Annotated in this window: 12 protein-coding genes; all 12 read left to right on the top strand. The window is 50.6% G+C overall.

The features are described 5' to 3' along the window. The first annotated feature begins 53 nt into the window (after positions 1 to 53). The 12 genes from rsmI (at position 54) to VLH40_00635 (ending at position 13,876) form a co-directional block, all read left to right on the top strand. Complete coding sequence (gene rsmI, locus VLH40_00690; GenBank protein ID HSV30526.1) at positions 54 to 953, top strand: 16S rRNA (cytidine(1402)-2'-O)-methyltransferase; 900 nt, start codon at positions 54 to 56, stop codon at positions 951 to 953. Continuing rightward, positions 953 to 1,834, top strand: coding sequence for a phosphate ABC transporter permease subunit PstC (gene pstC / locus VLH40_00685; protein ID HSV30525.1), 882 nt, complete (start codon positions 953 to 955; stop codon positions 1,832 to 1,834). Before rsmI ends, pstC begins: the two co-directional genes overlap by 1 nt. Beyond that, positions 1,835 to 2,701, top strand: a complete 867-nt coding sequence (gene pstA, locus VLH40_00680; protein ID HSV30524.1) for a phosphate ABC transporter permease PstA — start codon at positions 1,835 to 1,837, stop codon at positions 2,699 to 2,701. A gap of 4 nt (positions 2,702 to 2,705) precedes the next feature. Further along, the gene (gene pstB / locus VLH40_00675) at positions 2,706 to 3,464 is read left to right on the top strand and encodes a phosphate ABC transporter ATP-binding protein PstB (GenBank protein HSV30523.1); all 759 of its coding nucleotides are present in this window, start codon (positions 2,706 to 2,708) and stop codon (positions 3,462 to 3,464) included. A gap of 20 nt (positions 3,465 to 3,484) precedes the next feature. Further along, positions 3,485 to 7,114, top strand: coding sequence for a tetratricopeptide repeat protein (locus VLH40_00670; GenBank protein ID HSV30522.1), 3,630 nt, complete (start codon positions 3,485 to 3,487; stop codon positions 7,112 to 7,114). Positions 7,115 to 7,169: 55 nt separating this feature from the next. Further along, positions 7,170 to 7,889 carry a MotA/TolQ/ExbB proton channel family protein gene (locus VLH40_00665; GenBank protein HSV30521.1) on the top strand — a complete coding sequence of 240 codons (720 nt, stop codon included), beginning with the start codon at positions 7,170 to 7,172 and terminating at the stop codon, positions 7,887 to 7,889. A gap of 7 nt (positions 7,890 to 7,896) precedes the next feature. Beyond that, on the top strand, positions 7,897 to 8,265 hold the full coding sequence (locus tag VLH40_00660; protein ID HSV30520.1) for a biopolymer transporter ExbD: 369 nt from the start codon (positions 7,897 to 7,899) through the stop codon (positions 8,263 to 8,265). A gap of 10 nt (positions 8,266 to 8,275) precedes the next feature. Next, positions 8,276 to 9,739, top strand: a complete 1,464-nt coding sequence (locus tag VLH40_00655; GenBank protein HSV30519.1) for a DUF3048 domain-containing protein — start codon at positions 8,276 to 8,278, stop codon at positions 9,737 to 9,739. Positions 9,740 to 9,745: 6 nt separating this feature from the next. Next, positions 9,746 to 10,654 carry a site-specific tyrosine recombinase XerD gene (gene xerD / locus VLH40_00650; protein ID HSV30518.1) on the top strand — a complete coding sequence of 303 codons (909 nt, stop codon included), beginning with the start codon at positions 9,746 to 9,748 and terminating at the stop codon, positions 10,652 to 10,654. Positions 10,655 to 10,674: 20 nt separating this feature from the next. Then, positions 10,675 to 11,502, top strand: coding sequence for a purine-nucleoside phosphorylase (locus tag VLH40_00645; protein HSV30517.1), 828 nt, complete (start codon positions 10,675 to 10,677; stop codon positions 11,500 to 11,502). A gap of 154 nt (positions 11,503 to 11,656) precedes the next feature. Further along, positions 11,657 to 12,724 (top strand): S-methyl-5-thioribose-1-phosphate isomerase, encoded by a 1,068-nt coding sequence (gene mtnA / locus VLH40_00640; protein ID HSV30516.1) that lies wholly within the window; start codon positions 11,657 to 11,659, stop codon positions 12,722 to 12,724. 6 nt (positions 12,725 to 12,730) lie between these two features. Then, positions 12,731 to 13,876, top strand: coding sequence for a hypothetical protein (locus VLH40_00635; GenBank protein ID HSV30515.1), 1,146 nt, complete (start codon positions 12,731 to 12,733; stop codon positions 13,874 to 13,876). Positions 13,877 to 14,025: the final 149 nt, after the last annotated feature.

The raw sequence follows: 14,025 nt of genomic DNA, 5'->3' as shown, positions 1-14,025 counted from the left end.
GAGAACCTATTTTGTCCCGCTGACTGTCGAAGAGCAGTCCTGATGCATACCGCATGGTAAATAAGCCGGAGTGGGGCAGACTCATAGTTTGCCCCACTCCGATCGGAAACATGAAAGACGTCACCCTGCGAACGCTGGAAGTTTTACGCCGGGTCCAAGCTATCGCTTGTGAAGACATCCGGATGACCCGCAAGCTGCTCTCCCAATACGATATCCACAAACCGCTGATCAATTATCGTCCACATAACCGTTCCCGGGTGACGGAAAGAATGATCGTATCGCTTCGGGAGGGGAACGAGATTGCTTTAGTTACCGATGCCGGAACCCCCGGCATCCAGGATCCCGGGGGAGAACTGGTTCGGATACTGGAAGAAGCCGGCATTTCCATTGAAGTTCTCCCCGGTCCGACCGCATTGATCCCGGCGGCCGTTCTTTCCGGTTTCTGTGCTTATGGATTTGTTTTTCTGGGATTCCTCCCAAGGAAACGAAATGAACGTCTTACCCTTCTCGAACTCTACGCTTCTAGATCTCTTCCTGTGATACTTTATGAATCGCCCAGGCGGGTATTGGAAACACTTCGGGAAATAGCCAGTTATTTTGGTAACGACCGTGAAATTTTTCTTTGTCGTGAGTTAAGTAAATTCTATGAAGAAAAGGTACGTATGACCGTTGGGGACCTGGTCGATGAGTTGTCCCGGCGTGAGGATATCAAGGGTGAAATTGTCCTGGTTATCCGGGGGGTGGACAATGAGCCAAGCCGTTTTCTGACCTTACCAGAAGAAGAACTCCTTTACCGGCTCCTTGAATCCGGGATGAGGGATAAAGAAATTGCGACTCTTCTTACCGGAGTGTTGCCGGCAAAGAAGAATACTATTAAACAATTTTTACACAGTGCCAGATCGGTTGATTTTACCCAGGAAAATTGCTTTAATAAAAACCGTCCTGGGAGGTGATGATTATAAAAATCAGGAAGTGGGAACAAGCGGAGATAATTCTGTTCTTCGTTGCCTGTTCGTCACTGTTATTTCTGATCGGAATCATTCTGGTTCTTTTTATGGAAGGCTTACCGGCGTTTCGCGAGGTCAGCCTTTCTGAATTTCTTTTTGGGCAACGGTGGCTTCCCACCTTTACCCCTCCACGATTTGGGGCTCTTCCCCTCTTTACCGGAACCCTGATGATTACCCTCGGATCCTTGGCTTTTGCGGTCCCGCTGGGCATCTTTTCCGCGATATTTCTTGGAGAAATATGTTCGCCCCGATTACGCGAGATTCTGAAGCCGGTCATCGAAATGCTGGCCGGAATTCCTTCAGTCGTTTATGGGCTTTTTGGTATTGTTATTCTAGGCCCCATGATCCGGGAGGTTTTCTCTCTTCCGACCGGTTTGACCGCCTTTACCGCTTCTGTTATATTGGGAGTCATGGCGATGCCGGCAATTGTCAGTGTCGCCGAGGACGCGATTACCTCGGTACCCCGTGATTACCGCGAAGCATCCATTGCCTTGGGGGCGACCCATTGGGAGACCATCCGTCACGTCCTTCTTCCTGCTGCTTTTTCTGGGATAAGCGCTTCGATTATTCTTGGGGCTGGACGGATAATCGGTGAAACGATGACCGTTCTCATGGTCGCCGGCGGATCCCCGGTCATTCCCACATCCCTATTTCAACCGGTGCGAGCGATGACAGCCACGATCGCCGCGGAAATGGCTGAAGCTCCCTTTGGAGGACTCCACTACCAGGTATTGTTTTTGATTGCCGTGATTTTATTCCTGGTCACTTTGTTCTTGAATATGCTTGTTGAGCGGATAGTCTACAAATACCACAGCCGGGTAAGATAGATGACGACCGAAATTCGGAGAAAATATCTGATTCAGAAATCCTGGTTTATCCTGTTTGGGGCCTCCATGTTTTTGATCTGCCTTTTTCTTGGCGCGATCATTTTCCTCGTTGCCTTCCGGGGAGCAGGAGAGATAAGCTGGGAATTTCTCAGCAGTATGCCTCGGCGGGGAATGACCGAAGGAGGGATTTACCCGGCGATTATAGGGACTTTTTACCTGGTGGTCGGATCTGTCGCTGTTTCTATGCCGCTGGGGGTTTTTTCCGCAGTTTATTTGAACGAATATGCCCGACCCAGCCCTATTATCCGTCCGTTGCGGGTTGCCATTCAATGCCTGGCTGGAGTGCCTTCGGTTGTTTTTGGCCTGTTTGGGCTGGGCGTTTTTGTCAAATTCTTTGGTTTTGGAGTTTCCCTGATATCCGGAGCTCTAACCCTGGGGATCATGGTCTTGCCGATCGTTATCACCTCTGTTGAAGAATCTTTAAAAACTGTTCCACTTTCCTTTCGCGAGGCGTCTTGGTCCTTGGGAGCGACCAAGTGGCTGACAATCTGGAAAGTTGTTCTCCCTTCAGCCTTCCCCGGGATAATGACCGGACTCATACTTTCGGTCGGACGAGTCGCCGGTGAAACGGCTGCGATTATGTTCACCGCCGCTGCTTTTTATACCCGAGGGATGCCTGATTCGATTTTCGATCGGGTCATGGCCCTATCCTTTCATATTTATGGATTGATGGCCGAGGGAACCCGTCCCGAACGCCAGGTTCCTATTGCTCATGGAACGGCCTTGGTCCTTTTAATGCTCGTTTTGGGGGTCAATTTTTTGGCAATTTATCTCCGTAGACGAATTCGCACCTCTCGAAAGTGGTGATCGAATGAACCAGGGAAAACTGAAAATAAATCGTTTTAATGTGCATTTTAGTGATATGCAGGTTTTATACGACATCATTCTCGATTTTCCGGAAAAATTAGTGACAGCTATCATCGGGCCTTCCGGATGCGGGAAGTCGACGCTTCTGCGAAGCATAAACCGGATGAACGATTCTTTCGAAACCATGCGGGTCAAGGGAGAAATCTTGCTCGATGGAAAGAACGTATATGATGAAGATATGGATCCGGTATTACTGCGCCGGCGTATCGGCATGGTCTTCCAAAGACCAAATCCGTTTCCTAAGAGTATATATGATAATATTGCATATGGCCTGCGAATACAGGGTTGGCGAGACCGGAGAAAGATCGCCGAACGGGTGGAGGCGAGCTTGCGGAACGCTGCCCTATGGGATGAGGTCAATGACCGGCTCTACACTTCGGCACTGGATCTTTCCGGAGGACAACAGCAAAGGCTGTGCATTGCCCGGGCCATCGCCGTTGAGCCTGAAATCCTCTTGATGGACGAGCCCGCTTCGTCCCTCGATCCGATTGCTACCGCGCGGATCGAGGAATTGATTAAAAAACTCAAGGAGAAGTATACTATTATTTTAGTGACTCATAACATGCAAGAAGCCGCTCGGGCTTCGGATTACACATCGTTTTTACTGATGGGTAAGCTCATTGAGTTTGGTCCTACCCCGCGGATCTTCACCAAACCCGCCAAAAAAGAAACCGAAGATTACCTGACCGGCCGTTTTGGATAATTGTTTCTGGAGGTGTTGGAATGTCCTTTTTGCTGCGCTTCATTTGTTTCCTTTTTCTTATTGTTTCTCTTACTCCGTTTCTGTTTATTCCCAACGCCTTTTCCCAAGAGACGGTCAGCTTGGGGATCGCTCCGCTTGTCGATCGTAGCGGAGAAAATTCACACTGGGGTTATTTCCTGCGCGATATACTGCACGCCGCGTTGGAACGAATAGACTCAGTAGCCTTGGTTGATTCCATCCAAGTCGACGAAATCATTCGGGAGGCCAGGCTTCCCAAGGATACCGTGCTTGTCCAAACAACGGCTCAGGTTTTGAGCCAACGGATCGGCTGTGAATATTTAATGACCGGCTCCTTCCGGTTGCGCGACATAGCTGGCGTCGAACGCTTTATCGTGAGTCTGCGCCTCTATCAAGCAGGAATTGACGGGTATGTTGAGTTGGAAAGCGAAGTGTTCGACCGGGCGGAGATAGGCCGGCTGGGTGAATATTTCGTTGGAGACATCCTCGCTATTCTGGGTTTGGACTTGCCTGCCGGATACAGTGCCCCGGTTTTTGACGTTGACCTTCTCGAGCCGCTTTATCTCGGGCTCAAGAAGCGCGATGAAGCTCTTCTCGCCTATGGAGAAAACCAGTTTCCCGATCGACCGCTTTGGCAGGAAGCGTTTTCCCTGGCCCAGATCGCCTTGGACCGGAGTCCGGATTATTTGATGGGTTATGCTTACCTGGCGGACATGTATAGGATAACCGGTTGGATGGCCAAAGAAGTGGAAACCTGGAATTTGCTCCTGGAAAGACTGGGCCAGGCCGAAAGAGCCGCGTGGACCATCACCGCAGCGGGCCGGGCCCACCTCCGGCTGGCCCATGCCTACAATTACCAGAATAAACCTGAGCTAGCCCTGAAGAGCCTGGAAGCGGCCCTCCGGTTCGATCCGGACCTGGCTGAAGGCTATTACCTCATGGGGGTCATCTATTATGATCAGGGGAATACATCCCGGGCCCAGGAACTCTTGGAAGAAGCCTACCGTCTCAATCCCGACCTCAAAGAAGCCAGATATTTCGCCGAAGTTGCCGAACGGGCGACGATTTATGGGCGGGACGCCTTTGAGGCCTACCGGGCAGGATACACTTATTACTATGCCGGGGACCTTACGACCGCTGTAGAGTATTTCCAGATGGCTGCCAGGCTGAATCCGGAGATGAAAGAAGCCCACTACTGGCTGGGCCGGGCACTCTACGATCTTGGGAAACTTGAAGAATCGGCTAAAATCTGGCAACGGGTCATTGAAATCGATCCTTTTGACAGCCAGGCCCGGCGGTTTCTTGACCGGAGTATTCAAGAACTTCGATACGGACGAGAGGCCATGAATCAGTTTCGTCAGGGTATGGATTATTATCAGGAAGGCCGTTACCAGGAAGCGATGGATTTTTTCCGGCAAGCAACTGTTCTGAGCCCAAGATTTCCGGAAGCCCATGAATTTCTGGCCCGTTGCTACTTTAGGCTGGGTGACACCGAACAATACATACGAGAACGGGATAAAGGCATTGCTCTCCTTGGGGATGCTCGGGAGAGGGGTTGGCAATATTACCAGGTCGGTTTTGAATTGTTTTCCTGGGAGCAACCGGAACAGGCTATTGATTTTTTACTAAAAGCGGTCCGTGAAGATCCGGACCTTGCGGACGCGCATCTGTTGCTTGGGGAGTTATTCGCAGAGCAAAAACGCTGGATAGAAGCTTACGAACATTATTCTCGGGCCAGGCGATTGCCACTCGATGACCAGACGAAAGGACTGGCTCTCTGGGGAGAGACGGTAACCCTGGTACGGCTGGAACGTTGGGAAGAGGCGTTACCTCTTGTTGAAGAGGTGGTCAAGAGTTATCCCTTTGCAAATTTTGCGGAAGAAGCGGAAGCGCTCCGGATCGAAACAATGGTTAAATTAAACAAATACCAAGATGCCCGGGTCGCTTTTCAACAGTTCCTGGTTCGTTTCCCGCGTAGCGCGGCTCTTGAAAAACTTCGTTTTCTGTACGGATTGAGTTTTTATCAGGACCAAAAATACGAGGAGGCCGTTGACGCACTGAAGTATTTCGTGGAGCAGTACCCCGGGAGTGTTTTTCTTCAGGAGGCGAATGAGGCCCTCGGTTTTTCTTACCGTGCCTTGGGTGAGGAGGAAAAAGCCCAGCGGTTTTTTGCTCAGTTGGAGGGGGAACAGGGTGCCTTCCTGGCGGCCGATACCTCCTATCGAAAAAAAGATTGGCCAAGGGCGATATCCGGCTTTCTGGCCTACCTGGAGAGTTATCCACAGGGGCGTTACCGGACAGAGGCAAGATTAAAACTCGCTTCCAGCTATCTGGAATCCGGAGAAACCCGGTTGGCCGAGCAAGTTATGGATGGATGGTCTGAAGAGGTGAGCCGGACATTTCCACTGGATTATGCCCAATTCCAGGTGAAACTGGCCTTTGAAACCGAGCAATGGGAAAAATTGATAGAGTACATTGAGCGAATGAAGAGCTTTGGTGAAGAACTTCAGACGGATTTTCTACTCCTGGAAGCACTGGCTTACGAGAACTTGGGGGATCGGGATCGGTCGGCGGAGCTAATTGCTGAAGCCGGACAAGACCCCGATGCGGTGTTGGTTGATGAAGAGGCTTTACTGGTTCAGGAAGCGGCTGATCTGGTGGCCGGTAATGATCCACAGACACTGGAACGACTCTCCCAGATCCTTCAGGGAAATCTCTCAACGGAGAACCGCTCGATCGTTCTTTTTCTGTACGGCAAAACGCTTTATCTCCAAGGTGATCTGACTGCGGCGAAAGAATCCCTCACGCAATCCCTGGCGGGAGGAGTATCCGATTTTCGGGATGAAGCGCTTTTTTACCTGGGAGACATCGCCTATCAGGCTGGAGATTGGAATGCGACTATCGAAGCGTATGAACCCCTTCTCAGTTTGGAGAAAGGAGAGATTTTATGGAGAACTGCGCAAGCCTATCGGAATGTTGGCCGGATGGAGGATGCCAGGAACCTCCTTATTCAGCTAGTAAACAACAGCGATTACGCGAAAGTTGCCCGCTTAACGTTGTTAAACGACGATTACCAGGCCGGACGCTACCAGAATTTTTTATCTGAAGCCAGGCGGTTTATTAGCGACTACCCCGATCATCCGGAGAGCGAAGAAATTCTTTATTTGTCTGTCTGGGCGGCGCATCATGCTGAGGAACCTGATCAAGCCCGGGAACTCATTACTGATTATATGAATAGATTTGGGAGTGAGGGTAGGCATCGAATCGAATTGCAGTCTCTGTTTGCGAACCTCCTGATCAAGGCCGGTGAATCGGAAGCGGCATTGGCTGTTTTAGAGGAACTGGCCGAAACCACCGAGGGAGAACAGGCTGATTCTGTTCATCTGCGGATAGGTACAATTTATTTGGGCCTCGAACGTTTCGATCGGGCGGCGTTTTATTTTGAGCGTTTGGTTAACGACCCGAATGGTAGCCATTTCACCCAAGCGGGGTATCTTTTGGGAGCCTGTTTGGAATATCTCGACCGTACTGAAGATGCGATTGTTTTTTATCAGCGGGTTGTTGATAGTGGGCGAGAAGACGTTTGGGTCACGCGTTCCTGGGACAGGCTCAGTCTCTTGACAGCTCAGTAAGAGGCGAGTACACTATGGCTGTTTATCCGAATTGAAGTCAGGAGGGTCGTTGTAGATGCAGATTTTTGCTGTCTTAGCCAGAGGGGGATACATCATGTATCCCATTGTTGGCTGCTCTGTTGTTTTTCTGGCGGTTTTCCTGGAGCGCTGGTATGTGCTCCGTTTTTCCAAAGAGAAAACAAAGAAGTATCTCCGTGCAGTGCGGCGTGCGATCTACCAAGGAGACTTACAGACCGTCCACGATATTAGCCAAAAGAATCCCAGCCCCGCTTCCCGGGTCATTTTGGCTGGCTTGAAGCGCTACATCAACGGAACACCCCGAGAAGCCCGTGATGCCATGGAAATTGTCGCTCTCCAGGAATTTCCTTTTTATGAGAAGCGCTTAGGTGTTCTGGTCACCATAGCCAGCGTTGCGCCCCTGCTTGGCCTTCTGGGAACCGTTACCGGCATGATCAGGGCCTTTGATGTCATTGCCGCCGTGGGAGTGGGGAGACCGATGGAAATGGCGGGAGGTATTTCCGAAGCCTTGATCACCACAGCGGCGGGCTTGTCAGTCGCCATCCCTTCGGTTATCGCCCACTATTATCTTTCTAGCATATCTGAGTCGATTGTCAACGACATTGAAAAAACCAGCACCGAACTCATGGAAGCGATTGAAGAAGCTTCCGGTCTGGCGGAAACCGCTGGAGCACGGACAAGGTTCATGAACAATGAAAGGGAGGAAACAGAAGAACATGTTCCGGTTTCGGCGAACAGTTCGGAAACGAAAGGCTGAAATCAATATGACGCCCCTCGTGGACGTCGTATTACAGCTCGTAATTTTTTTCCTGGTCACGACAACCTTTGTCAGCGTTCAAACCGGTGCTCAAGTGAATCTCCCTTCGGCTGATTTTTCGCGGATTGAAGAAGCGCAAACCATTACCGTTTCGATCACCGAAAATAACATGATCTATGTCGATGGCGCTCTGATCGATGCTGTCGAGCTTCCTTCGCTTGTTGTCGTGAGCCTGAGGAATGATCCTTTGGCCACTGTCGTTGTTGAAGCCGACCGAAACGTTCTCCATGGAAAAGTCATCAGCGTCATGGATATATTGAAGAAAGCCGGTGCGGAGAAGCTTGCCGTCGCCACCCAGCCGACGACAAGCGAATAGCTAAATAAGAATGAATAAAAAGTCGTTTATCAATGAGAAGAGAGTCTGGACCTTTGCTGTTTCTTTTTCCTTGGCTTTAAATATTCTGATTATTGTCTTGGTTTCTCTGTATTGGTTGGCTACACGATATGTTCCTCCCCCGGAAGAAGAGATAGTGGTCATACAGTTGATGGAAATTCCCTCTTTGGTGGCCCCGGTGTCGCCGGTTGCGGAAGAAGCCGTAGATATCGCTGAGCTGACTCCAATAGAAGAAGTCCGTGCGGAAAATATTTTGGAAATCCCGCAAGTCGAGACGGAGATCTCGACTAAAGTGGAACAGCAAGCGGAACAGGTGGAAATACCCAAGCCACCTCTTGATCTTCCAACGGCGGAAATGGTTGTTGAGCAGGCTTCGCCGGCGGGAACGAAATTGAGTACTGCCGGAGAGCGGATTGATCTCCCTGAGGATTTGAGTTGGCAAGGCGTCGAGGCTGAAGCGACGATCCGGGCCCGGGTGGAGGAGGTCGGAGCATCGACCAGGCTCGCTCAGTTAGCCCGGGAAGGAGCACAACGTATTGAGAGTACGGTGGGAGAAACACTGGCCACCGGTGAAATCGTGCCACCCCCTCCGCAAGCCGAAAAACGGTCTCCATTTACCAAGCGGCCGATTGCCATTGTCATGGAAAATGCGCCCCAGGCGCGGCCCCAATCCGGTCTTAGCCAGGCCGACATCGTCTACGAAATAGCTACGGAAGGAGGAATCACTCGCTTTTTGGCCATTTTTGCCAGTGAGGTTCCGGAACGGGTGGGGCCGGTCCGTAGCGCCCGGCCTTATTTTGTCATGAAAGCGGCCGAGAATGACGCGATTTTTGCCCATGTCGGTGGCAGCGTTGAAGCTTATACGATGATTCGGGAAATGAGAGTGAACGCGATCGATGAGTTTAAATTTTTCCAGGCTTTTTGGCGGACTCGGGATCGTCAGCCGCCGTATAATTTATATACTTCAATCGCGACCCTACGAAACCAGGCGCAGAGTCTCGGCTATAATAGGCCGATTCGCTCAGTCGCTTTTCCACTCCGGACGCCGGAAGAGGACTTAGGTACACCGCAGGCACGGCGGTTGGAAATTGGCTTCACCGGAGATTACCAGGTCCGCTTTGTCTACGATCCCATCCAGAACATCTATCGCCGGTATATTAACGGTTTACCGCACATCGATGCGGCTAATGGCAGGCAGATCACTTGTTCAACGATCATCGTCCAGATTACCGAGCAAGTAGTTAAAGATGCTGAGGGACGACTTGAGATCAGGTTCGTCGGCCGGGGTGATGGCTGGGCCTTTCTTGATGGGAAGGCGGTGCGTTTGACTTGGGAAAAACGCGATCTACGCGATAAAACCCAGTTTTTCCTGCCGGACGGACGGGAACTGAAGATCAATCCAGGTAAGCTCTGGATCCAAGTAGTCAATACCAATACCCCTGTCAATTTCCACTAAACGACAATGTCCAGGCAAGCGGAAACCTGGGAAGCAAGGAGTCAGTCGTACCTGGATTATTTATTCTGGGAGAGGCGCCTTTCCGAGAATACCTTGCTTGCCTACGGACGAGATATTGTTGTTTTCATCGATTTCCTGAAAGACCGTAATATCCTGAATCCAGATGATTTGACTCTTCCTGTCCTTGATGAATATCTGCACAAGGAATATCGAAAAGGATTGAATCCTGCTTCATTGGCCCGCCGAATCTCGTCTTTACGAACTTTTTTCTTATACCTGATCAATCAGGGTCTTCTGGAAGAAAATATCGCTCGCTTGCTTGATTTGCCGCGTATTCGACGGAATTTACCTGAGGTACTATCCACTGAAGAAGTGGAAAGAATACTTGCATCGTGTGATCGCAAAAGACCAAACGGCATCCGGGATCTCGCCATCCTCGAACTCCTGTATTCCAGCGGACTGCGGGTTAGTGAAGTGATAGCCATCGAGCATTCACATATCGACATGGAAAATGGTATGCTTCGCCTTTGGGGAAAAGGGTTTAAAGAGAGAATTGTCCCCTTCGGCGAAGAAGCGAAAAAGGCACTCTCGGACTACAGAATCGAGAGCCGGCCGATTCTGGCGGGCAGGAAAACAGTGAAAGCTTTTTTCCTGAACAGTTCTGGAAGGCCATTGACCCGCCAGGGCATATGGGGTCTGGTAAAGAAGTATGCCCGGTTGTCGGGGATCGAAAAAACCGTGACCCCCCATGTCTTCCGCCATACCTTCGCCACCCACCTCTTGGAAAATGGAGCGGATCTCAGGATTGTTCAGGAGTTCCTTGGACACAGCGATATTTCTACGACGCAAATCTATACTCATGTAAGCCGGACCATTCTCCGGGAAACCTATCATAGGGTTTTTCCCCGGAAATAACCAATTGAGGTGAGACTATCATGGAGAATATGCTTCAAAAAATCGCAGAATGTTCAAATTTCATCAGAGAAAGGATCGATTCTATCCCTGAGATCGGCATCATCCTGGGAACCGGGCTGGGTTCGCTGGTCGATGATGTTCGTGCTGAGCGGGTTTTTCCCTATGAGGATCTGCCCCACTTTCCAAGCTCAACCGTCGAGAGCCACCACGGTAACTTCGTTTTCGGCGAGTTGAATGGATGGCCTGTTGCGGTTATGCAGGGGCGCTTTCACCATTATGAAGGGTATACGATGAAAGAAGTCACCTTTCCGATAAGGGTCATGAAAGCCCTGGGTATTGAAACTCTTTTGATCAGCAATGCCGCCGGGGGGATGAACCGGAATATGAAGCGGGGCGACTTGATGGTGATCAGTGATCATATCAATCTGATGCACGACAATCCTCTGATCGGTCCGAATGAACCGGAGTTGGGTCCCCGGTTTCCAGATATGATAAACGCTTATGATCCACACTTGCGGGAAATGGCCTTCCAGATTGGACTCGAACTGGGGATCTATCTCCATCAGGGCGTCTATGCCGGCTTGTCCGGTCCTAATTTTGAAACACCCGCCGAATATCGCTTTCTCATTGCCGTCGGTGCTGATGCGGTCGGCATGTCAACCGTGCCGGAGGTTCTGGTCGCCAGGCATGCCTCGCTCAAGGTGTTTGCTGTTTCCTGCATAACGGATATAGCCATTGATGGAGCCATCGAAGCGGTCAGCCATGATATAGTGATTCAGGCAGCCCGGGAAGCTGAGCCGAAGATGACTGCCCTGTTCCGGACTATGGTTGGACGATTGGCTCATTGATAATTATTTATAGGTGGCGATATAGACTTAACTGCCTGTTAGTGAAATAGAGTGAGGCCCGGCTAAGGTGAGGGATCGTCTGTTTTTCTGCTGCCGGTTTTTGACGGCAAGAGAACCGGAACCTGATTATAGGTAGCGAGTTGGAGGAATGATTGTGCTCAAACCGATTTATTGGAAAGGGGATTCTCTGGAATATTTGGATCAGACCCGGTTACCGTTGGAAACAATCTATCGCCGGACGTCTGATTATCGGGTCATTGCCGGAGCAATCCGGTCGCTGGCAATCCGCGGTGCGCCTTTGATCGGAGTGAGCGCCGCCTACGGACTCTGCTTGGGTGCCATGGCACTACTATCCAGTAATGAAAGAGCCTTCGAGGGGGGGCTCAACGAGGTGGACGAGGTACTTCGGATGACCCGGCCAACGGCCGTGAATCTTTTCTGGGCCCTGGACCGGATGCGAGCTGTATGGTCGAACAGATGTCACCCACCGCGGGATAGTCACGAGATTGTCGCACGACTTGTCGCCGAAGCACAGTCAATTGAAGAGGAAGATTGCCGGGTGAATGAGGCGATTGCCCGGAACGGGGCTTCGTTACTCTATGACGGAGATACCGTGCTCACACATTGCAATGCGGGTGTGTTGGCCTGTTCGGCTTGGGGGACGGCGCTAGGGGCTATAACCTGGGCGGTCCTCAAAGAGAAGAAAAATATCCGGGTCTATGCCGACGAAACCAGACCTCTTCTGCAGGGAGCAAGGTTGACTGCTTTTGAATTATTTGAAAACGGGATATCGGCGACGGTGATCTGTGATAACATGGCCGGTTACTACATGTTGGAGGGGGTGATTGACAAAGCCATCGTGGGTGCGGACCGAATAGCCGCCAATGGTGATGTGGCGAATAAAATCGGAACCTATACAGTTGCCGTGCTTTGTCGCTATCATAACATACCCTTTTATGTTGCGGCACCCCTGTCGACCTTTGATTTTACTGTCGAAAGTGGAGCCATGATCCCCATCGAACAGCGTGATCCCAGGGAAATTGTCTACTGGAATGGCCGCCGGATATCACCACCCGGTATCTCGGTTGGAAACCCCGCTTTTGATGTGACTCCGGGTGAACTGATTACTGGAATTGTTACTGAGAAAGGGATCATGACCCCTCCGTTTTCGGATGCTATTCAGGGTTTAAAATTCCTTAGGAGCGAGTTGAACGGGAGGTGAAGATTGATGAATCCGTTTATTTCCGTATCGAGCATCAACCGGTTGGTTCGCTTCTCCGGTGACAAAGTTCCGGTAACCTCGTTTTACCTGAATATCGACAGACTCATTTCTAACCGTGATATTTTGCTGGAAGGGAATTCCCTGCTGGAGCAGGGGCGGAAATTATTCCTTACCCAAACATCTCTTAAGCCTGAATCGGTCTCCAAAGACTTCCGCTCCATTGAAAAATATCTTAATGAAAACCTTCCGGCGATGGAACATCTGAAGGGCTTGGTCATCTTTTCATGCACAGAACGGGATTGGTTTGATATCTTTCATCTTCCCCATCCAATCCGATCCCGTGTGGTCGTCGGCGAACTTCCCTATCTCCGACCGTTACTGGCCGTACTTGACAATTACCATCGAATCATGCTCGCAGTAGTCGATCATCGGGAAGCTCGTCTTTTTGAGGTATTTCTGGGACAGATTCGCGAACACGACAACTTCCATACTCCAATCCGCGGGAGGATCAAGGCCGGTGGATTAGCCGGGGTTGAAGAATGGCGTATCGAAAGGCGCATGGAAAACAGGATCATCCAGCATTATAAAGACGTTGCCGACAGCATCCTGAACCACTGCCGCCAAGAGCATTTCGACACACTGGTCGTAGGTATGAAAGAAGAGGATTATCCGGATTTTCTCCGGGTTCTCCATACTTATCCCCGAAAACGCCTCGCTTTCCGGGTTAATCTTAATCCGAAAAGCACTCAGAAAGAAATTATCGAAGAAGCACTCCGTCTCGAACGGGAAGTCCGAGACAATGAGAACCGGGATGCATTGGAACGTCTAATCAAAGTGGTCGGAAATGACGGAGCCGCAGTGGTTGGCCTTCCCGGGGTAATCCGTTCTGTACATCTTGGCGCCTGCCAAACGCTGATTGTTGATGAAAGTTACCGGGAACCCGGCGTGCTTTGTGAATCATGCGGCCGTCTGGCCCTGAGTGCGGAAGAATGTGACCAATGTGGGGGTGGAGTTTTACCCATTCCCGATATTGTCGGTGAGGTGGTCGAGGAAGCACTGCTGCACAGTGGCGAAATCCGCTTCGTCCAGAAGGACGATCCTCTGCTCCCGAATATTAAAAGGATTGGGACCTTTTTGCGTTTTCTGGTATAAAACCGGCATCGATGCCGTTTGGGGAGGAGGAGTCAGAAACCACTTCTCTCCGAACGCTTGAAAAGCGTTTGTACATCGCCAGTGAGTAGTCTCCGGTTCAATGTGATGTGGATTAGGACGACAAAAAGCATTACGAAACCACTGGCCGG

The organism is Atribacteraceae bacterium (assembly GCA_035477455.1).
Taxonomy (GTDB): domain Bacteria; phylum Atribacterota; class Atribacteria; order Atribacterales; family Atribacteraceae; genus DATIKP01.
Note: the sequence above shows the minus strand (reverse complement) of the source record. Positions and strands in the feature narration are given on the sequence as shown.

Excerpts from the sequence above, each read along its gene's own strand:
- rsmI (HSV30526.1), top strand. The coding sequence starts at position 54 with ATGGTAAATAAGCCGGAGTGGGGCAGACTCATAGTTTGCCCCACTCCG.
- pstC (HSV30525.1), top strand. The coding sequence starts at position 953 with ATGATTATAAAAATCAGGAAGTGGGAACAAGCGGAGATAATTCTGTTC.
- pstA (HSV30524.1), top strand. The coding sequence starts at position 1,835 with ATGACGACCGAAATTCGGAGAAAATATCTGATTCAGAAATCCTGGTTT.
- pstB (HSV30523.1), top strand. The coding sequence starts at position 2,706 with ATGAACCAGGGAAAACTGAAAATAAATCGTTTTAATGTGCATTTTAGT.
- VLH40_00670 (HSV30522.1), top strand. The coding sequence starts at position 3,485 with ATGTCCTTTTTGCTGCGCTTCATTTGTTTCCTTTTTCTTATTGTTTCT.
- VLH40_00665 (HSV30521.1), top strand. The coding sequence starts at position 7,170 with ATGCAGATTTTTGCTGTCTTAGCCAGAGGGGGATACATCATGTATCCC.
- VLH40_00660 (HSV30520.1), top strand. The coding sequence starts at position 7,897 with ATGACGCCCCTCGTGGACGTCGTATTACAGCTCGTAATTTTTTTCCTG.
- VLH40_00655 (HSV30519.1), top strand. The coding sequence starts at position 8,276 with ATGAATAAAAAGTCGTTTATCAATGAGAAGAGAGTCTGGACCTTTGCT.
- xerD (HSV30518.1), top strand. The coding sequence starts at position 9,746 with ATGTCCAGGCAAGCGGAAACCTGGGAAGCAAGGAGTCAGTCGTACCTG.
- VLH40_00645 (HSV30517.1), top strand. The coding sequence starts at position 10,675 with ATGGAGAATATGCTTCAAAAAATCGCAGAATGTTCAAATTTCATCAGA.
- VLH40_00635 (HSV30515.1), top strand. The coding sequence starts at position 12,731 with ATGAATCCGTTTATTTCCGTATCGAGCATCAACCGGTTGGTTCGCTTC.